The sequence below is a fragment of the Haloferula helveola genome (assembly GCF_037076345.1).
GTDB lineage: Bacteria > Verrucomicrobiota > Verrucomicrobiia > Verrucomicrobiales > Akkermansiaceae > Haloferula > Haloferula helveola.
Genome location: NZ_AP024702.1, coordinates 1,062,859 through 1,083,022 on the forward strand (window position 1 = coordinate 1,062,859; position 20,164 = coordinate 1,083,022).

The 20,164-nt window shown below is 63.2% G+C and carries 18 protein-coding genes; 10 read left to right on the forward strand and 8 right to left on the reverse strand.

Translation table 11 applies throughout. The features are described 5' to 3' along the window. The first annotated feature begins 67 nt into the window (after positions 1–67). Complete coding sequence (locus HAHE_RS03675; RefSeq protein WP_338688716.1) at positions 68–595, forward strand: MEKHLA domain-containing protein; 528 nt, start codon at positions 68–70, stop codon at positions 593–595. Here the strand turns inward: HAHE_RS03675 and HAHE_RS03680 are convergent. The 4 genes from HAHE_RS03680 to HAHE_RS03695 all read right to left on the reverse strand — a co-directional run bounded on the left by HAHE_RS03680 (position 579) and on the right by HAHE_RS03695 (position 6,241). Continuing rightward, complete coding sequence (locus HAHE_RS03680) at positions 579–2,135, reverse strand: exo-alpha-sialidase (RefSeq protein WP_338688718.1); 1,557 nt, start codon at positions 2,133–2,135, stop codon at positions 579–581. The genes HAHE_RS03675 and HAHE_RS03680 overlap by 17 nt on opposite strands. A 56-nt stretch (positions 2,136–2,191) precedes the next feature. Then, complete coding sequence (locus HAHE_RS03685; RefSeq protein ID WP_338688720.1) at positions 2,192–3,904, reverse strand: GH39 family glycosyl hydrolase; 1,713 nt, start codon at positions 3,902–3,904, stop codon at positions 2,192–2,194. An 83-nt stretch (positions 3,905–3,987) separates the two neighbouring features. Then, positions 3,988–5,469, reverse strand: coding sequence for a hypothetical protein (locus HAHE_RS03690; RefSeq protein WP_338688722.1), 1,482 nt, complete (start codon positions 5,467–5,469; stop codon positions 3,988–3,990). A gap of 73 nt (positions 5,470–5,542) precedes the next feature. Next, on the reverse strand, positions 5,543–6,241 hold the full coding sequence (locus tag HAHE_RS03695) for a hypothetical protein (protein ID WP_338688724.1): 699 nt from the start codon (positions 6,239–6,241) through the stop codon (positions 5,543–5,545). A 115-nt stretch (positions 6,242–6,356) separates the two neighbouring features. Between HAHE_RS03695 and HAHE_RS03700 the strand changes: the two genes are divergently transcribed. The 3 genes from HAHE_RS03700 (at position 6,357) to HAHE_RS03710 (ending at position 9,740) form a co-directional block, all read left to right on the forward strand. Next, entirely contained in the window at positions 6,357–7,874 is a 1,518-nt protein-coding gene (locus HAHE_RS03700; RefSeq protein ID WP_338688726.1) for a sialate O-acetylesterase, read from the forward strand. Between the two features lie 214 nt (positions 7,875–8,088). Further along, complete coding sequence (locus HAHE_RS03705; protein WP_338688727.1) at positions 8,089–8,658, forward strand: type VI secretion system tube protein Hcp; 570 nt, start codon at positions 8,089–8,091, stop codon at positions 8,656–8,658. Positions 8,659–8,705: 47 nt separating this feature from the next. After that, the gene (locus HAHE_RS03710) at positions 8,706–9,740 is read left to right on the forward strand and encodes a type VI secretion system tube protein Hcp (protein ID WP_338688728.1); all 1,035 of its coding nucleotides are present in this window, start codon (positions 8,706–8,708) and stop codon (positions 9,738–9,740) included. Between the two features lie 21 nt (positions 9,741–9,761). Here HAHE_RS03710 and HAHE_RS03715 read toward each other — a convergent pair whose 3' ends face one another. Both HAHE_RS03715 and HAHE_RS03720 read right to left on the reverse strand, forming a co-directional pair. Next, positions 9,762–10,511, reverse strand: a complete 750-nt coding sequence (locus HAHE_RS03715; protein WP_338688729.1) for an SGNH/GDSL hydrolase family protein — start codon at positions 10,509–10,511, stop codon at positions 9,762–9,764. Between the two features lie 32 nt (positions 10,512–10,543). Further along, positions 10,544–11,203 carry a hypothetical protein gene (locus HAHE_RS03720; protein WP_338688731.1) on the reverse strand — a complete coding sequence of 220 codons (660 nt, stop codon included), beginning with the start codon at positions 11,201–11,203 and terminating at the stop codon, positions 10,544–10,546. A gap of 168 nt (positions 11,204–11,371) precedes the next feature. Here HAHE_RS03720 and HAHE_RS03725 point away from each other — a divergent pair, with 168 nt between their 5' ends. Then, positions 11,372–12,379: an SGNH/GDSL hydrolase family protein gene (locus tag HAHE_RS03725; RefSeq protein ID WP_338688733.1), complete on the forward strand. Its 1,008-nt coding sequence runs from the start codon at positions 11,372–11,374 to the stop codon at positions 12,377–12,379. A gap of 185 nt (positions 12,380–12,564) precedes the next feature. Then, complete coding sequence (locus tag HAHE_RS03730; protein WP_338688735.1) at positions 12,565–13,326, forward strand: sigma-70 family RNA polymerase sigma factor; 762 nt, start codon at positions 12,565–12,567, stop codon at positions 13,324–13,326. A 15-nt stretch (positions 13,327–13,341) separates the two neighbouring features. On the opposite strand, the gene HAHE_RS03735 is transcribed toward HAHE_RS03730, so the two are convergent. Next, the gene (locus tag HAHE_RS03735; RefSeq protein ID WP_338688736.1) at positions 13,342–14,061 is read right to left on the reverse strand and encodes a hypothetical protein; all 720 of its coding nucleotides are present in this window, start codon (positions 14,059–14,061) and stop codon (positions 13,342–13,344) included. Between the two features lie 129 nt (positions 14,062–14,190). Here HAHE_RS03735 and HAHE_RS03740 point away from each other — a divergent pair, with 129 nt between their 5' ends. After that, positions 14,191–15,111: a histone deacetylase family protein gene (locus tag HAHE_RS03740; protein ID WP_338688737.1), complete on the forward strand. Its 921-nt coding sequence runs from the start codon at positions 14,191–14,193 to the stop codon at positions 15,109–15,111. Here the strand turns inward: HAHE_RS03740 and HAHE_RS03745 are convergent. Further along, positions 15,108–15,569: a GNAT family N-acetyltransferase gene (locus HAHE_RS03745; protein ID WP_338688738.1), complete on the reverse strand. Its 462-nt coding sequence runs from the start codon at positions 15,567–15,569 to the stop codon at positions 15,108–15,110. The genes HAHE_RS03740 and HAHE_RS03745 overlap by 4 nt on opposite strands. A gap of 88 nt (positions 15,570–15,657) precedes the next feature. On the opposite strand from HAHE_RS03745, the gene mgtE reads away from it, so the two are divergent. The 3 genes from mgtE to HAHE_RS03760 all read left to right on the forward strand — a co-directional run bounded on the left by mgtE (position 15,658) and on the right by HAHE_RS03760 (position 20,143). Next, a complete protein-coding gene (mgtE, locus tag HAHE_RS03750; protein WP_338688740.1) occupies positions 15,658–17,061 on the forward strand; it encodes a magnesium transporter in 1,404 nt (467 codons plus the stop codon). Positions 17,062–17,181: 120 nt separating this feature from the next. Beyond that, positions 17,182–18,366, forward strand: a complete 1,185-nt coding sequence (locus HAHE_RS03755; RefSeq protein WP_338688742.1) for a sialate O-acetylesterase — start codon at positions 17,182–17,184, stop codon at positions 18,364–18,366. Between the two features lie 271 nt (positions 18,367–18,637). Next, the gene (locus HAHE_RS03760; protein ID WP_338688744.1) at positions 18,638–20,143 is read left to right on the forward strand and encodes a sulfatase; all 1,506 of its coding nucleotides are present in this window, start codon (positions 18,638–18,640) and stop codon (positions 20,141–20,143) included. Positions 20,144–20,164: the final 21 nt, after the last annotated feature.

Below are 20,164 nucleotides of genomic sequence, written 5' to 3' on the forward strand. Positions count from 1 at the left end.
GGTGGCCGCCAGAAGGAAGCTCCCGGCTCTTGCCAGCCGGCCCTTACCCGCCAAGCATCGTCCCGGAATGACTTCTCCGAATCCCGAACCGTCGGAAGAAAACGACTTCCTCGCAGCACACGTCGCGTTGCTTGAGTCGTCATTCCGAAGGCTGACCGGTCGAGATCTCATTCCGGGTGGAGTAACCGATGCAACGACGCTTGCCCGGCAACTCTACCAAGCTCCCTTCTTCCTCGCATCGCACGACGGTGGAGATGACCCGGTCTTCAACTATGCCAACCTCACCGCCCAGGCTCTCTTCGAACTGGATTGGTCGACGTTCATGACCACACCGTCGCGCTTCACCGCGGAAGAACCGAACCGCGCCGAGCGCGCCAGGTTGCTGGAAAGGGTCACCGCGGAGGGATTCATCGACGACTACGCGGGGATTCGCATTTCACGCACCGGCAAACGGTTCCGCATCGAGGGAGCGACGGTCTGGAACGTCTCCGACGACACTGGGAAGGTGATCGGACAGGCCGCCACCTTCGACCGCTGGGTTTCCATCCAGCATCCCTTCCGACGGGCGGAACAAAGGCCTATTCGGAGAAGATGAGGATCGGGCCGGTCCAGTTTCCGCCCGGAAGGTGAACCTTCTCCCCCGCCGCCAGCGGCCGTGAGAAAACCTCAACCGTGCTGCGTCCGGCGTCGGTGTAGGAAAACTCGGCCGGTTCCCGCTTCCAACCGCCAACATCCACGCCCTTCTGTCCTGTGGCCGTGGCAATGCGAACCACCGTGGCATGCTTCGCGGTCACCTCAATCGCCGGTTTCACTCCACCGGGCAAACGGGTGAATGAGGCCCCCGACAATTCCGACGGGACGTCCTGCCAGCCATAGTTACGGTTGGAGAAAGCCTTCGCCCCGCTCTCCAACTTCGCGATCTCGAAGGGGCCACCCCGGATCACGAGGTTTGCCGTCTCGTGCACGTCCGGAATGAACTCAGGCATCGCGACATCGTCCTCACGGCTGAGCGAGCGGAAGTCTTTCCACCGATGGAAGGTCAGGAAGTTCGCATCGTGGTTGTTGTGCGCGCCCCCTTCGGCATCGTCCCAAGCCGTCCGGCAGGCGGCAATCATGTCGTCCCCCTCAAACTGCCAATCGACGTACTGGAAACCGTGCTTCGCCACATCAGGGTGGCAGAGAAGAATGCACCGCGTCTCCCATGAGCGGAGATCGGTGGAGAACAAGAGCGCGAGCGTATTGCGGATCGATGCCGGTCGACCGGCACCGATGTGACGCTCCGGGACGATGGACGCCAGCGTCCAGTAGCCGGGCCCGGTCGGGTCCTTGCGGATCGTGAACTTCTTCGAGCCTCCCGGAAACTCGACAAGATCGGTATCGGGATCGAATGCCGCGGTCTTCCCATCCTCCGAAATCCGCACGATCGCCGCCTTTTCCGGGACGCCCGATGTGTCGACCCGTAGGATGTCGAGCATCCCCTCCGGACCTGCCACGGCATTGCCCTCCAGCCAGGCGTGGAAGTCGCCGCCGTTCCATGCGGGATCCCGGGCAAGGGCGCTGCTGATCGTCCAGTTCGCAGGATCCAGCAGGTCGGAATCGGCTGGCGCCGACATCACGCGTGCCCGATAGCGTGCCCCCCACTTCTTCCCGGTGTGGGCGTCCTCCACCGCCCGCCACACTCGGCCGCCGTGCTCGATCACCGGCATCGGCGCGGTGTGCCACTGCCCGTCGGCCAACACCACCGGATTGCTCCACGTTTTGCCGGAGTCCGTCGAGCGTCGGATCACGACATTCCCATGATGCTTGTCGGTGCCCATCAGGAAGAGCTTCCCGCGGTGCGCAAACAGCCCGGTCCAGAAGAAGCCGTCGAAGTCGGTCACATGCCGCCATGTTTTTCCTTTGTCCGAGGACCGGTAGAGCCTGCCTCGACCCGCCCCGAACTCGGCGCTCTTCGGGCCGAAGTAGTCATGACTGGCGAGATAGGAGCCGTCCGGAGCCACACACAGCGAGGGCGAACCGATGTAGAGACCGGACGATGCCGGCGAGTGATGGATCACCACACCGGGGGGCGGAGGGACGGTCGCCGCCCGGAGAGACAACGCGGCGGTCAGAAGGAGCAATGGGAGGAATTTCATCAGTCTGTCGCAACAAGGACTACGAAGGTTCCTGCACGGGTTTTCGCGAAAGTCCGTCACCTTGAAGCACCATCGAGCTTCTCGACAACAATACGACGAAGGTAGTACTGACTGAACTTCGGACCGTCCGACTCGATACGGAAATGGTAGCCCCAATAACTGACGAACCCGGGGTCCTCGATCGTCCACGTGGCCGTATGCCAGCCGTCCTCAGGCGGAACAGTGAACCATCCGCCGGCCGTCTTGAAGTCCTTGCCACCCTCGTAGACGAGCTTGAATCCGGCGTTCACGGCGGGGTCCTTGCGACGCACCTCGGCGGTGATCCGAATCGGCTCCGGGTCATAGCAGAGGAAAGCCGGATCGACGGTGAACAGGTTCCCGCCCGGCGCATCCCCCGCCCTTGCCGATCCGCCGTAGGCGACGATCGCTTCCGCCAAACGCTCGCCGGACCGGCGGTGCAACCCCTGCTCCGCAGGTTTGCGGGAAAAGTCGATCGAGACCGACTTCGCATCGGCGTAGCTTCCCGGATCGCCCGGCCATGGCGGCAAGCCACCACGGATCTGCCTGACCTTTCCGATCCATGACGAGGGCAAGCCGTGAAGTGCGACCGGCAGTCCATCCAGCCGAAGCTCCCCCGACGTGGCCTCGGAACGGTCAACGAGCCCGACGCTCCGGCAGCCATCCGGAAGAGTCACGGTCTCCGATTCCTTTCGCGGCACCCAGGCGACGACCACCGGTTGGCCATTCACCTTGAACGCGAAGCCGAGTCCCGTCTCCCCCACTTGCAACCATCCCATCGGCTCGGGATTCGGACCGAGTTCCTTGATCATCCGCGAGTAGGCCCGGTAGGCCATCCGTGGCTTGCCGTCCCGGTCCAGCAGGCCCATCGGACCGCTGTCGCCATCCCGCCCTTCGAACCACTGGATGTTCTCCACACCCTGGGCGATCCCCATCACGTAGGCCTTCACCAAAGCCGCCGCCTGCGCTTTCTCACCATGCCGGACCGCATCGACGCCGAGTTCGGTGAAGGTGATCGGCACGTCCCGCTTCGCCGGATTCTCGGCGACAAGCATGCGGCGGACCGTTGGCACGATGTTGAGGTAGGCACACTCCATGCCGGCGTCCTCGACGATACCGTCGAGCACCTCGTAAGGGTGGAGCGAGATCCAATCAAAGTGGTCGGCGGCCCCGGCACGGATCACTTGCTTAAGGTAGTGGATGTGAGCCGACTTCGCGGTCAGTCCGATCTCGCAGTCCGGGTTCGCCTCCTTGGCGGCATCGTATGCCGCGACGACGAGTTTCGCATAGTCGGCCGGCGTCTGGTTCGGCCCCGTGAAGTTCGGCGGTTCGTTCCAGACCTCGAAACGGCTGACCTTTCCACGAAAATGGGTCACCGTCTGGCGGACATACTCTTTCCAGCCTTCGATGTGATTCACCGGCAGATGCCCCGGCGGATCCTTCTTGTTCCATGAGGGAGTTCCGATCAACAGCGTCCCGGTTTCGAACCCGAGGTCGTGAAGATACTTCCACTGGGCATCGACGTTCTCCCAGTTCCACTTCCCCGGCTCAGGCTCCACCGCGCCCCAATGGGTCATCAGGCTGCGCTGGTAGCCGATCCCGATCTCCCGCATCTCGGGCACCCACCGCTCGTAGTCGTCAACGCTGCGTCCGTTGATGTGGCACGAGCCGATTCCGAAGGGACCCGGCTCGGCCTGCAGGAGTGTGGGCACCAAACCTAAGGCGGCAAGCAGCAGGGTCCATCGATTCATGCGACCGGAGATACGCGCTCGGTCTCCCGTTGTTTTCGATCCGCAGGATGGCTGACCCGCGGGAATCCGACACCTCCCAACTCTCAGAAGTCGATCGAAACCCGGTCCACCACCGGCAGCACGCCATTGTCCGTGCTCTTCTTCGTGCGGATCTCAAACTGGAATCCGAAACCTTCGGGCAAACCCGAGAGATCCAGCTTCGCCGGGGTCCTGTCGACCTGTTTGGCGAAGCCGTCAACGTAGTCGTAGGTCTCACGCACTTCCGACCACTCGCCCCAGGAGTCCGCTTTCCCGTCCCCCGAGGTATCGACTCCCACCCGCACGCTCACGGTGTCCACCCACGGGCCCGGGCTGGTGTAGTCCTTCTTCATCTGGGTGATCAGGTAGAAGCGGCCTTCGGCGAATCCGATATCCGGATCCGGGTGTCCGGTGCCGATGCTGCCGCACCGCCGAAACGGCTGATCGAGGCTCGGCGAGGTGAACCAACCCACCCGGATCTTTTCGTTCGCCGGATGGAAATCCGCGAACAGGTAGTACTGCCCACCGACCGAAATCGCGGCCCAGTCGCCGAAGGCGTTCTGCTCGGGCTCGTGAACCTCATAGGTCGCGATGTTGCTGTCCCAATCGGGATGCTGCTTCCAATGGGGGTGCGGGTAGGTCGCGGTCTTGCCCGTCGCGCGGGTCCGCTCGTCCACCACCGGATCGACGATCTTGAAGCCCCCCAGACCGGTCTTGCTCACAGCGCGCCCGCCCAGCGGCGAGTCCCACGAATGGCTCTTCGCGTTGATCGGGCTCCAGTCCTCGTAGATCACGTGAAACGCCCCGTCCCGGTCACGGATGACCGAGCAGTCGGAACCGTCCGACGGATCATCGAACGCGAGCCCCATGTTCTTTCCAGGTTCGCCGTCGGTCAGGTCGGTGTCGACGTAGACATGAGGATCCTGGTCATTCGGGTAGTCGTAGTAGATGTAGAACTTGCCGTCGGCATACTCGGCGGTGGTCACCCACTTGGAGAAACCTTCGGTCACGGGGCCGTGGTGGACCCAGTTTACCATGTCGCGACTCTGCCACGCATGGTAGCCGCCCCGACTTTTCTTCAGGCCGCCGGGCGCGTTGAACTGTCGAGGGTCGGCGGTGCTGAGCAGCGGGACATCGAAGCCCTCGAGCTTCGCCTTCTTCGCTCGGTGCCCGTCCGCGCCCCTGAGCTTCCCATAGCGACCGAACATCCAGTAGTTGTCCGGTCCGAGGCTGAGGAAGACCGGTGCGTCCTGGAGGTTGGGCGGGCCGAGATTCTCCGTCTCGCTCCAGTTGAGCCAATCGGGGATCTGCTCGATGGTGATCGACTTCGCCTTCCGCTTCTCCTTCCACGATTTGAGAACGCTCCGGAAGCTAGCCTCGTCCGCGGTCGGCTGAAGGCGACCCTCCTCCAGCTTGAAATCCGCCTTTGCCTCCGTCGCCGCAGCCCACTCCTCCTGGGATCCGACCGTCCAGACCTCCCCGGCCCCGAAGACCACCGGCCCGGCCGCCAAGGCCGCCAGCGAGCAAAGTCGTGCAATGTTCCTCATCAACCGACCATACCGGTCGATCGGCCCGCTCATTTCAGCGGGGTGAAGGTGGGGCCCCTTCCCGACTCTTCGGTCAGGACTCGCGCGCCTTCTTCTCGGCGGCCGACTTCACGGAGTTCGACGAATAGTGCTCGGTGAGCAGTTCGCCCTCGTCGTCGTAAAGACGGACATGGATTCCGATCAAGCGCTCGCGCTTGACCGATGCGGCCTGCGCCTTGCACTTCGGACAACTTGAGGTGGTTTCGCAGTCTTCGGTCAGCGTCACCGACTCGCTTTCGACCTCCTCGGAAAACTGGCTCAGCACCTTATCGATCGAACCCTCGCCCGATACCACCTCGATGTTCTTGTCGCCGGCTTTGTCGTAGCGGGAAACGTAGATATCATACTTCACGGTCAGATCCTCGATATCGACCGATCCCCGGTTCGAGACCTTCACGCGGTAGTGACTGTTCGACTTCTCGTAAATATAAAGCCCTCCCTCGCCTGACTCGACATCCTCGCTCTCCTCATCGGTGGAGATATTCAGCGAATTGCGCTTCGCCTCGTCCTTGAGGAATTCACCGAAGTACTCCTGATCCTCCTCGGAGAAGGCGGAGGCGCTGACCGTCACATTGCGGACGGTTCCGTCGTAGCGGAGCACCACGTTGCCGGTCGACGGATTGAAGTCGATCAGGTCGGCCTCGATCGTTTTCGAGCCATCGGCACTCGTGAAGGTCCGGGCGGAAACGGAGCCGGCCGCGACGAGCGCGAGCAACAGGATCGGAGCTTTCATCGCCCCGTAGACTAAGGTCGAAGGACTTTCCCGCAATGACAAAGTCGGAAGCCCCCTACCTCTGGCTCGCCAATTTCCTGCCAGTTCCGCATGAGGCGGCCAGTATGCCTTCTTCATGACTCGATCCGCTTCCGCAGGCCTTGCCTCCCTTACCGGACAACTGTTCGCGCGGATCGCGGGCGTCTTCCTGATCGTCAACGCGACTGCCGAGCTCCGGCCTGCCAAGATTTTCACCGACCACATGGTGCTCCAGCAGGAATTGCCGGTCGCGGTCTTCGGTCAGGCAGATCCTGGCAAAGCTGTCTCCGTATCGTTCAAAGGAGCGGAGGCGAAGGGAAAGGCGGACGCCGGCGGCCGCTGGGAGGCCCGCTTGCCCGCGATGGAAGCCGACGGTGAAGCTCACTCTCTGCTCATCTCCGACGGAGACGAAACCGTCGAACTGAAGGATGTTCTCCTCGGCGAGGTCTGGATCTGTGGCGGACAGTCGAACATGGGCCGACCGGTGACCGGCAAACAGGCCGAGACCGCCGATCATCCGCAGATCCGGCTCTTCAACATCAGCGGCGGCACGCCGCGCGAGCACGACATCGACGACCGCTTCGGCTGGGCGGTCTGCTCGCCCGAAACCATCGCGCGCGCCGGCGACGGGATCGGCGAGAAACGGCGCGGCTTTACCGAAGTCGGCTACGTGTTCGGCCGCCGCCTTCATGAGGAAATGAAGGTCCCGGTCGGACTGGTCCAGATGAACTGCGGCGGTTCGACCGCCCAGGACTGGACCCTGCAGCCGGAGCTGCGCGCCACGCTCACCTTTGACGAACCGGTCGAGCGGCTGACCCATCAGGCGGGCCTACTCTATGAAGTCCGGATGCGAGGCATCGTTCCGATCACCACCCGCGGTGTGGTTTGGTATCAGGGCGAGGACGACGGCCGCAACAAGGACTACGGAAAGGACTTCGCCACCCTGATCCGGACATGGCGGCAACTCCTCGGCCGCGACGACCTTCCGTTCTACTTCGCCCAGATCGCACAAACGACTTATGCCAGCGGCATGCTGCGCGTCTGGGAAGGCCAGCAGTGGGTGATGGAAAACGTGCCCCACACGGGGATGGCCGCCAGCAACGACATCTACGTCGGCACCGGCAACGGCGGCTTCAAGGAGCGACTCGACAAGAAGAGCGGACTCCCGATCGCCGGCGGCGGAAATCCCCATCCGACCGGCAAGGACAAGATCGCCGAGAGGCTGGCCCGCATCGCGCTCGACCGGACCTACGGGCGCGAACCGGGCGTGATCTTCGGACCGCTGTACGAGTCCCACGAGATTCAGGGCGACCGGATCGTGGTGACTTTCAAGCACACCGGCACCGGCCTCGCCACCAACGACGGCGAACCGCCAAACTGGTTTGAACTGTCCGACGGCACCAAGGACCGCAATCAGACGGTCTATTTGAAGGCCGACGCCGAGATCACCGGATCGAACCAGGTGACCGTCCGCGCGGAGGGCATCAAGGAACCGAAGCACGTCCGCTTCGGCTGGCACCCGCTCACCCGCTTCAACCTGACGAACAAGGAAGGCATCCCCGCCACTTCGTTCAGAAGCGACAAAGACGATCGCTGGAAAGTCGCGGGCCAGTGAGCTTACGGGACTAGTGCCGAAATCCTGCGTTTGCCGAGGGCCATGGAGGACCGTCCCTCCCGGCTGGGCCGTGCCCGGAACTTTCTCCCGGAAATTTGAAATCGGCGTGTGGCACCGGCGAATGGGGGGTGCGGAGCGGGAATCGCCCGGGCCGCGACAACCGAAACCTCAAGCAATTCGAATCCGGTTCCAACGAACCCAACCCACAACCACCATGAAGACACTCGCCATCATCACCAGCCTCGCACTGCTGCTTCCGACCGCCGCCTCCGCCATGATTTTCGTGAAAATCCCCGGCATGGGCGACAGCTCGATCACAACCGAAGGCTACAACGACGGAACTTGGTTCGTCGCCGACTCGTTCAGTTTCGGCATCGAACGCGAAATGAAGGAAAGCGGAGAAAAGGGCGGCACCGAGGACATCAACATCGGCGTCGGAGAACTCCAGGAATGCACTATCTCGAAGTCGATGGACTGGGCCTCGACACAACTCGCGCAGTTCGCCATCAACGGCAATTCCCCCGGGACCGCGGAGATTCACTTCGTCGAAGTCGCAGGCGGCGGCGACGGCACCGCGGACCAACCGGTCTGCTACCTGAAGTACAAGCTCGACCGCTGCTTCATAAAGTCATGGTCGACCTCCGGCGATGCCGACGACCGTCCCACCGAGGAAGTCGCGTTTTATTACAACAAGATCGCGTTCGCCTACGTCGGAGCGGCAGGCTCGACCCCGATGTCGTGGGATAACACCAGCCAGAAGAAGTGGACCGACAGCGGACTCTGAAGCCGTTGACCAACAAGAACCCGATCCCCACTCCAACCACCGCTCCCATGAAAGCCACGCCAGCACGCCCCTACCGGGAGAACCTATCCCGGAAGGCGAAGACCTTCCTCACGCTCCTGTCGGGATTCCTTCTCGGGACCGGGCTGGCGAGCGGCGAGATCTTCATCCAGGTCCCCGGAGTGGCGGGTGACGTCACCACCGAGGGATATGACGACGGCACTTGGTTCGAAGCCTTTTCCGGCACTTACGGAGTCGAACGCGACCTGGTCGATTCCAGCACCGACGGCACCGCGAGCGTCAATATCGGCGTCGGACGGCTTCTGCCGATCGGAATGGCGAGCCACCTCAACCGCGCGGCCGCTCCCCTCGCCCAAGCGGCGGCAAGCGGCGAGCCGGTCGGCGATGTCGAGATCCATCTGGTGGACCTGCGCCAGGCGGTGCCGCTCACCTTCAGCATCATCCGCCTGCGCAACTCCTCGGTGAAGGACTTCACCATGGAAACGTCCAGCGGCGATCGCCCATGGTTCCAGGCGTTCTTCGTCTATGACGCCATCGAGATCATCAATCGCCTGCCCGGCCCCGACGGAATCGAGGAGCAAACGCTCGACTGGACCCTGACTACGGAGCCAACGGGCGAATTCAGCGAGGCCCTGCAGGGCTGGCTCGACCACTACTTCACCGCAGAGGAACAGGCGGATCCCGAGATCGGCGGACTCACGGCCGACATCGATACGGACGGCCTGCCGGCGGTGGTTGAGTTCAAGCTCGACCGCAATCCGTGGGACTCCAGCGACGGAGGACACGTGCTGGAGCACTGGATGGCGACCGTGAACGGCGGACAGTATCTTGAGGTCGCCTTCATCCAGCGGTCCGACGACTCGACCCCCGACATCCAGCTCGAGGTCCAGGTCACGGAGAACCTCAAGGACTGGACCAGCGGCGAAGATGTCGCGGTCTTGGTATCGCGCACCGCGCTCGGCGACGACCGCGAGCAGGTCGTCTACCGACTCACCCACTCCCGTGCGGAAAGGCCGAAACAGTTCGTCCGGCTTTCGGTGAATCACTCGAGCGAGACACCGTGAAGTGATTCCCGACCGGGCATCTCAAATCCCCACCGCCTTGCGCCACGTCTGAAGCATCAGCTCGTGGCCGGCGGGTGTCGGGTGAACGCCATCCCAAAGCCAGAACTCGGCCGGGGCCGCCTGGAGCACGGAGTCGAACGCCGACTGAAACGGCACGAACGTCAGCTTCATCTCGTCGGCCAGCTTCCGGGCCACGGCACGATACTCCGCCAGCACCTTGAAGTCGTCGCTGGTCCGCGTGGTAAAGGGTTCGCAAATGACGATTCTCGTGCCGGGCAGCTCCTTGCGGGTGCGCTCGAGCAACGCCCGATAGAGTTCCTCGTAGTCCTTCACCGTCCCCTTGTATTTCCGGCCAAAGGCGAGCGTGTGCCAGAGGTCGTTGACGCCGACCAGGATGCTCAGCACGTCAGGCTTCAGATCAATCGCATCCGCCTGCCAGCGCTCTGCCAGATCGGGCACCTTGTTGCCGCTGATCCCACGGTTGTAGATCTTGAGTTCCGATTCCGGATAGCTGCCGAGCAGCGCTCCCGCGGCGAGAGCCGGATAGCCTTTGCCGAGGGCCTTCGACTCGTTCGCCTCCAGAACCTTCCGGTCGCGGCCGGCGTCGGTGATCGAGTCGCCTTGGAAGAGAATCACGCAGCCCTTCTTCGGTGGCTCCGTCGCGGTTTCGGCTCGGACGGCTGCCGTCGTCGCCCCGAGGGCGCCAAGGACACCGAGCGAGCCAACACCCTGAAGGAGCGAACGACGGGAAAGGGAATGGGCCGTGGTCATGGTCGGAGATCTTCCCGGACGCCTCGGGGCGATCAATGCAAAAGGCGCCACGAACGATCCCTCTTGTGATCCTCGGGAACCCCGGCCGACGCGAGTGAAGCCAAACGCCTCACGATCCCTGTCTCGGAACCGGTGACCGGTCGAGGTTCTTCAAGCATGCCGGAGGAATCCGGATCGAAGAACGCGAACACCTCCTGGGAGGAGTCGAAGCGGCTCCAGTCCGGCTCCGTCATCCGGACGTGATAGGACATCGGCTTGCCCACGACACGCGACCACGGAGACTCGAAGAAACGGATGGCCCGCTCGCGGAAGGCGAGGGCATCACGGTCGAGCTCGCTTGTGTCGATCGACTTCAGCGCTTCCGCGAGCGCCCGGTCAGCCGCCCTGAGACAGCAGCCGCTACGGGCTTCGTAGTAGACGATGTCGTGACGTCGGAACATCTCGTCCATTTCATCGACGGGCTTGCCGCCGCGGTTTCCCGGCCCTCCCCAGTTTCCATAGAAGGCACGCTCCGAGCTCCACCCGTTGCTCTTCGCCAACCCTCTCCAGATCTTGGTCGAGGCGTGGTCGGGCGTCTTCTCATGTTGTCGGTGGTCCACCGCTTCCGGGCAGACCCACCCGCAGGATGTCATGACGGCACAGAGAACCGGAAGGACACCCCCGATGCAGAATCGAATGACTATCGTTTTCATGGCGACCGCTGCATCCGGTCGAACCCCCGTCCGGTTACCGAAAAACCGGCAAAACCCCTCCATCCGCGGTTTTTTGTCACTTCCGCGTAACCGGCGACCCGGACTCCGGATGATGGGTGTGATGGAGCCTCCGACGGCCCGTCACCCGGAATCCCAACCAAAGACAAAATGAAACTGAACCTTAAGAACAACCGACTCATTGCCGGAGCCATCGCCTCGCTGTGGATGACCTGCACGGCAGGCGCGACACCCTTCCTCTCGGGGATCACCAGCATGGGCGACAGCCTGTCCGACGTGGGCAACTTCTACGCCATCACCGGCGGCACCCAGCCCCCGCCGCCCTACGCGCCCGGTCGCTTCTCGAACGGAGAGGTTTGGGTCGAATACCTCGCCGAATGGCTGAACCTGCCGATCGAACCGGAGTATCAATACGCGCTCGGCGGATCGTCCACCGGAACCGCGAACTACAACAGCATCCCTCCCGGATTCATCCTTCCCGGCTTCCAGCAGCAAGTGGACGGAGTGATCGAGGACAGCGGCACTCCCCGCATCGACCCCCGCGCACTTTATACCGTCTGGGTCGGCGCGAACGACTTCTTCATCTGGCTGGGCAGCGGCGATCCCAACGCCCTCGGCATGGTGTCGAACGGAGTGAGCAACACCGTGAACGGAATCGAAGAACTGGCGGCCGCCGGCGCGAGAAACTTCCTCGTCGTCAATGTCCCTGACCTCGGCAAGACACCCAGCGCCGCCGTGCTACCCCCCGGGGTCGACGGACTCCTCACGAATCTGTGCGTGGCATGGAACGGACTGCTGGATCAGAAGCTCGACGAACTCGAGGCCGAGCGGCCCTCCCTCCGGATCACCCGTCTCGATTCCTTCGCGCTCATCAACGACATGATCGCGAATCCGGCCGACTACGGCTTCACGAACGTCACCGACGGCGCGATCTACCACCTTCCCTCGGCCAACCCCGATGACTACCTCTTCTGGGATCCGGTGCACCCGACCACCACGGCCCATTCCTATGTGGCCGCCGCGGCTTACGAGGCCCTCCAGGAAGACTACGTCATCTACCGGACCCCCGCCGGGAAACGCGGACAGCACGCGAGGCGCTGCGACCCGGTTTCGGTCTCCCCCGGTCACGCCCGCCGTCCGGCGTGGGCGGGCCACTGATTTCCGGGGTTCCGCCGGCCCCCTCGTGATTCGATTCCGAGGCGGGCCGGTCGGAGCCACGGGCTTTCCCGTCCAGGCAGCGTCCGCCCTATTGAATTGATGCGGACGCGCGTCCGTTGCAGAATGCAGTTTCCGGATGTCGCACCCCGACCGGTTGCCCGCCGAACCCCGAAGCGCTCTCAGCCATGAGCCAGCCCACCCAGAACACCCGTCTCGGCATCACCAGTTCGAGGTTTCCGAAGACGCGCTGGACCTTGGTGGCATCCGCCCGCGGTGCCGGTCTCGATGCCGAATCTGCCGAAGCACTCGAGGAATTGTGCCGCGCCTACTGGCAGCCGGTTTACGCCTACATCCGGCGTCGCGGCAACTCGCCCTCGGACGCCGAGGACCTCACGCAGGGCTTCTTCGCGGTGCTGCTCCGCAGGAAGTCGCTCGACGGGGTGGATGCGGACAAGGGACGCCTGCGGACCTTCCTGCTGACCGCCGTTTCACGCCACATGGCGAGCGAGCACGAGAAAGCCACCGCCGCCAAACGTGGCGACGGCGCGGCGGTCCTTCCGCTCGATTGCGGTCTGGCCGAGGAAGGATTTGTTCCCGATCCCGGACACAACGTCAGCCCCGATCTCGAATTCGACCGTCAATGGGCGATGCGAGTCGTCGCACAGGCCTACGCCGCCACCGCCGAAGACGAAGTGAGCGCCGGACGTGGCGACCTATTCGAGGAACTGAAAGGAACGATCTCGGCTTGTGGCGGCACCGATCGCTTCTCCGCCATCGCCGAGCGTCTCGGCATGAGCGAGGGAGCGGTCAAGGTGGCCGCCCACCGTTTGCGCGGACGTTACGGCAATCACCTGCGCGAACTTGTGGCGTCGACGCTCGTCGATCCGTCGGACGTGGATGAGGAGATCCGCCATCTGCTGGCGACCTTCGGAGCCTGCCGCGCCTGATGGGTCTGCCTCGTCTCAGCGAGGGTCATGGACATACAATTCCGTGCCGTCGGAAAGCAGTCCGCAGAGGTGATACTCCATCCGCAGTTGCGAGGACTCGGGCCAGCTTTTCACCCGCTTCAGGAATGACGGAATGCGGCACTTGTGCATCACGAAATACCGCGTGCTGAACCACGGACCCAACACGCGGTAGCCGAAAGCGTCTTTGGACCTGATCTTGAATGGAATCCCGTGCTTCCTCCCCTCGCCAATCGCCATCCATCTCGCTTTCCACCGGCTCAGGTCCCGGTTCTGGTAACAAGTCACCGCGAAAACGTCGGGGCTCTCCAAAGCCTCGAAAGCATGCGCGAGATCGATCGCGTCCTGATAACGGGCGTCGAGTTGGATCACATGAGTCGGCAGTTCGTCATCGCGGACGAGATCGAGGCAGCTCAGCCAGTGCCGGTAGTAGGTGAGCGATGAGCGGAGGTGCCGGTCCTGTTCGTCGCGCCTGCCGATCTTGAGAAACAGGACCTGCTCGAAGCGTTCAAGCACCGGTCCGTAATCTTTCCACACATCCGCCGGCGTCATCTCCGAGTCCCACAGGTCGACAATCAGTGAGGAACGCTGCGGCCGGATCCGATCGAGGTTCATCTCCAGCAGGTTCCACTCCTCCGCCCGGCTGGCGAGGATGTTGGCCATCAGCAAGGCGTCGGCGGGCGGGCGGGCAGGGAGTTCGTCCACAGACCCATTCACGAGTCCGGAAGCCGGGGCCGCGAGCAGAATGTGAGAAACGGTCCGCGTTTCAACCGATGCTGGCAACTCCCCTCCGGATATCTATGTTCACCTTTGAATCGCCTCCATTTGACGCAGCCAGCCCTATCCATGAAGCCGATCTTCTTCACTCACGACGATTGCGACGCCCACCGCATGCACCCCGGTCATCCGGAACGCCCGGAGCGCCGGCAGGCGATCCTTCGCCACCTGCGCGAGCGGAAGACCCTCGATGCATGGGAGGTCCGCGAGCCACCACTGGTGAGCCGGGAGGCGCTCGATCACGTGCACGACGCGAAGTATCTCGACCGGATCTTCGCCTCGTCGCCCGATGAGGGTCTTGCCGACCTCGATCCAGACACCGCGATGTCGCCGGGCACCTTGCGGGCAGCGCGGCTGGCATCCGGCGCGCTTGAGGAAGCGGTCGCACTGGTCTCACGCGGCGAGACCCGGCGCGTGTTCTGCGCGATGCGCCCGCCCGGACACCACGCCGAGAGCGACGGGGCGATGGGTTTCTGTTTCTTCAACCATGTCGCGGTAGGAGCGGCTGCCGCGCTTGAGATGCCCGACATCGAGCGCGTCGCGGTGTTCGACTTCGACGTCCACCACGGCAACGGCACGGTGGAGATGTTCCAGGACCGGCCCGAGGTGCTCGTCTGCTCGAGCTTCCAGCATCCCTTCTACCCCGGCCGCTACCACGATGTGAAACGCCCGAATATCGTGAACACCCCGCTTCCCGCCGGCACCGGAAGCAAGGAATTCCGGGTGGCGATCGAGCGGGATTGGACGCCCGCCCTTGAGAAACACCGGCCGCAGATCATCTTCGTCTCCGCCGGATTCGATGCGCACAAGGACGATCCGCTCGGAGGACTCAAGCTGGATGAGGACGACTTCGCATGGGTCACGAAGTGGCTCGTCAAAGCCGCCGAGGAACACGCGAGCGGACGCATCATTTCCACCCTCGAGGGCGGCTACGATCTCGACGCGCTCGCCCGCTCGGTCGATGCACATCTGAGGGAGCTGGCCCGTTAGAGCAGCACCTCCATCACCTCGTAACCGGTTTCCTCAAGACCCAGCTTGAGGTAGCTCCGACGGGCCGTGTGGTTGTCGTGCTCCATGTAGAGGCGGATGCCGCAGCAGTCGGGATCCGACTCACCCAGCTGCCGGATGTGTTCGAACAGCGAGCGGAACACGCCCTTTCCGCGGTGATCGGGGTGCACATAGACACTCTGGATCCACCACAACTCGCCGTTTCTCCAATCGCTCCACTCGAAGGTGTGCGCCGACTGGCCGATCACCTCACCGTCGAGTTCCGCGACGAAGTATCGCCCCCTCGCCGGCTCCCCGATGAAGCGCCCAACGCCATCGGTCACGGTGGCGGGATCTAGCTCCCGGTGTTCCGTCTCGCGACACAGCGCGATGTTGAATTCGGCGACCACGGGCACGTCGGACGAGTTGGCCAAGCGGATCAACATCGGGGGTTCGGACATGGCGGCAGGCTACGGGATCGGGCGTGATTCGCCAACTCCCGGCCAATCGTCCTTCGCCATGCCGGCGGATGGGGTGTAGGTAGTCGGCATGACTTCGACGCCACCGGAAACTGTCGCCGAGCCGACCGACGAGATCGCCAACGACCGCCCGTGGGAGGCACTCGTCGAGAAAATCGATGCCGACGACAACGCAGGCGCCGCCGAGCTGCTTGCCGAGCTGAGCGTCGAGGACCAGCGGCTCGCGATGGCGCACCTGCCCACGGACTCGCAGGCGAAACTCATCGAGACGCTGCCACCCGAAGCCGCCGCCGAAGTGCTCGAGGCCCTTCCCGAGGTGCAGGCGGTCGAGGTGCTCGAACTGCTGCCCTCCGAGTCGGCGGCCGACATCATCGAGATGCTGCCCGGCTCGATCGGATCCGACTTCCTGCGGGAAATGGACGAGGAGGATTCCGAGGCGGTCCTCGCCGAACTCGACGACCCGGACGAGGCGGACAAGCTGCGGACCCGCGCCGACTACGAGTGGGACACCGCCGGCGGCCTGATGCGCGCCCGGCTGGCCTCGTTCCAGGAAACCGCCACCGTCGGCGACGTCCTCGCGGAACTCGGTGAGAATGCCGAGACTTACGCCGACATGGACGTCCAGTACGTCTACGTCACCGGTGATCAGGGAATCCTCCGCGGCGTGCTTCGCCTCCGCGACCTGGTCCTGACCCCCCGCCCCACGCCGGTCTCGCGGGTGATGATTGCCGACCCCATTTCCGTCCATGTCGGCGACAATTTCGAGAGCCTGCGGAAGCTGTTCGATGAGAAGAACTACATCGGTCTGCCCGTGGTGGAGGACGGTGGCGTTCTGGTCGGCGTGATCACCCGGCAGGCCGTGCGGGAAGCGACCTCGGAACACCGGACCGAAGACTACCTCCACGCCCAGGGCATCCTCGGCGGCGAGGAACTGCGCTCGATGCCGATGGCGGCCCGCTGCGGCAGGCGGCTCGCGTGGCTCGGTCCGAACATCGTGCTCAACCTCGTCGCCGCCAGTGTGATCGCGATGTATGAGGACACCCTGCAGGCGGTCATCGCGCTCGCCGTCTTCCTGCCGATCGTCTCGGACATGAGCGGCTGCTCCGGCAACCAGGCCGTCGCCGTTTCGATCCGCGAGCTGACCCTCGGCGTGATCCGCCCGACCGAGTTCCTGCGCATCGTGTGGAAGGAAGGCATCCTCGGCATTGTGAACGGCTTCGTTCTCGGCCTGCTGCTCGGGACCATCGCCGCGCTGTGGAAAGGAAACGTCTATCTCGGTCTCGTCGTCGGTGGAGCGCTGTGCCTGAACACCATCCTGTCGGTCCTCCTCGGAGGCATGGTCCCGCTTTTCCTCAAGCGCCTGAAAGTCGATCCCGCCCTCGCATCCGGCCCGATCCTCACGACCTGCACCGACATGTGCGGGTTCTTCCTCGTCCTCAATCTCGCCTCGGTCGTGCTCGCGAAGCTCGTCTGAGCCGGGGACCCGCCCCGATCACCGCTCATCGGAAAGGATTGTCGCTCGCGGCCAGTAGGCCCGGATGCCGCCACGGGAAATCCCCGCGCGGCACTCGGCCCCTTCCAATCCACGACCTCCATGAAACCGCTACCGATCCTCGCCTTTGCCGCCCTCGCCCTGCCCGCGCTCGCCGACCCGCTCAAGGTTTACATCCTCGCCGGCCAGTCGAACATGCAGGGCCACGCCCACGTCCGCACGATGGACGTGATCGGCCTCGATCCGAAGACCGCTCCGATGCTCAAGGAGATGCGTGATGCGAACGGCGACCCGAAGGTCTGCGACGACGTCTGGATATCCTCGATCGGAAGTTCGGACGAAGAGAAGACCGGCAAACTCACCGTGGGATTCGGGCCTGAAAAGGGAGGCCCGAAAATCGGTCCCGAGTTCACCTTCGGCATCTACATGCAGAAGCAGGTCGATGAGCCGATCCTGATCATCAAGACGGCCTGGGGCGGCAAGAGCATCCACACCGACTTCCGCCCGCCGAGCGCGGGTCCGTTCGAGTTCCGCGACGACCAGCTGGCGAAGTTCAAGGAGCAGGGCAAGGACATCGATAAGATCAAGGCGGAGCGCAAGGAGGCGACCGGTCACTACTACCGCCTGATGACCGAGCACGTGAAGAAGGTGCTGGGCGACATCAAGCGCGTCTATCCGGACTACGATGCCGAGGAAGGATACGAGATCGCGGGTTTCGTATGGTTCCAGGGCTGGAACGACATGGTCGCCGGTGATGTCTATCCGGACCGTGGCAAACCCGGCGGCTACGATGCCTATAGTGAGAACCTCGCCCACTTCATCCGCGACGTCCGCAAGGATTTCTCCGCCCCGGAAATGCCTTTCGTCATCGGGGTGATGGGCGCGGGTGGCCCCGTCGAGGAATACGGACCGTCCCAGCAGCGCTACGCCGGCATCCACTCCGAATTCCGCAAGGCGATGGCCGCGCCGGCCTCGATGCCGGAGTTCAAGGGTAACGTCACCGCCGTTTACACCGAGAAATACTGGGACCAGGAGCTGACCAAGCTGCGCGAAAAGGACCGGGAACTCCAGAAGCAGGTCGATGAGGCCGTCAAGGCGGGCAAGATCGAGGGCAAGAACAAGAAGGACGAGATCGAGAAGCTCCGCGCCAAGGAGTTCGACGACCGCGAGCGCGAGATCCTCACCAACGGCGCCTCGAACGCCGAGTTCCACTACCTCGGGTCCGCGAAGATCCTCGGTCAGATCGGCAAGGCCTTCGCTGAGGCAATCGGAGAAATGTCGAAGTAAACCCGGTTCCTCGAAATAGGCTTTCAAGTGGCGGCATATCGAGACTTCGAAAAAACCACGGAACACACGGAATACACGGATGAATCAAGATCTCCGCTTCCGTGTGATCCGTGTATTCCGTGGTTTCAGAATTCCCAGTCCGCTGGACAGATCACGTTAGATTGAAAGGCTTTGCGACCTTGGCGCCTTTGCGGTTCCATCCATCGCCTTCGGAAAAGCCAGCTCACTCGTCAGAAGCCTTCAAGGACTCCATCTCGACCCAATCCCACCCATGATCCGCACACTCATTCTCAGCCTCGCGGCTGCCTGCATCGCCAGCGCCGAAGACCGGCCGAACATCCTGTTCATCTTCACCGACGACCACTGCGAGCAGGCGCTCAGCGCCTACGGCTCCAAGCTGATCGACACCCCCGGCATGGACCGCATCGCCCGCGAGGGCATGCTCTTCAAGCGCTGCTACGTGACCAACTCGATCTGCGGTCCCAGCCGCGCCTGCATCCAGACCGGCAAGTACAGCCACCTCAACGGTTTCGTCCGCAACGGCAATGTGTTCAACGGCGACCAGCAGACCTTTCCGAAGCTGCTGCACGCCTCGGGCTACCGGACGGCGGTGATCGGAAAGTGGCACCTCGCAAGCGTGCCGCAGGGATTCGACCACTTCGACGTGCTGATCGGACAGGGTCCGTACAACAATCCGCAGATGAGGACGGGCGGTATCGACGCGAAGGCGACCGTGGTGAAGAACCAAGGCTATACCACCAACATCATCACCGAGAAGACCCTCGCGTGGTTGAAGGAGAACCAGAAGTCCGACAAGCCGTTCATGCTGATGTGCCAGCACAAGGCACCGCACCGCAACTGGACGCCGGACGCGAAGTATCAGGACTGGCTGGCCGACGTCGAACTGCCGGAACCCGAGACGCTGTGGGACGACTACGAGGGCCGGACACCTCCCGCATCACGCCAGACAATGAGCATCCGCAAGGACCTCGGCGCGAATGACCTGAAGCTCCGCGGCTACCCGAACTACAAGGAGCGCAACGAGGCCTTCGAAAAGGCGCGGCCGGAGATGAGCGAGGAAGAGATCGTGAAGTGGAAATACCAACGCTACGTGAAGGACTACCTGCGCTGCGTCCGCTCGGTCGACGACGGCATCGGGAAGATCCTCGAGTTCCTCGATGAAAGCGGTCTCGCGGAGAACACGGTGGTGATCTACTCGTCCGACCAAGGCTGGTATCTCGGCGAGCACGGATGGTACGACAAGCGCTGGATGTATGAGCCTTCGCTCAAAACCCCGCTGCTGGCCCGTTGGCCCGGAACGATCAAGCCGGGCAGCGTGAACGGCGACATCGTCTCGAACATCGACTTCGCGCAGACCTTTCTCGACATCGCAGGTGTCGAGATTCCGGACGACATGCAGGGCCGCAGTATCGTGCCTGTGATGAAAGGCTCCACGCCGGACGACTGGCGGAAGAGCTTTTACTACCACTACTACGAGTTCCCTGCGGTGCACTCGGTCGCGCGGCACTACGGAGTGACCACCGGCCGCCACAAGCTGATCCACTTCTACGGCCCGAGCCACGTCAAGGGAGAGACCTACGACCTCTGGGAACTCTACGACCTCGAGAAGGACCCGAACGAACTCAAGAGCGTCTACGGCGACCCCGCATACGAGTCGATCCAGAAGGATCTGAAGACGGAACTCGCGCGGCTTCGGACCGAGCTCAAGGTACCCGACGAAGATCCGTCGGGCACCGCCAAGCCCCGGAAGAAATAGACCGACCGCACCAGTCACCCG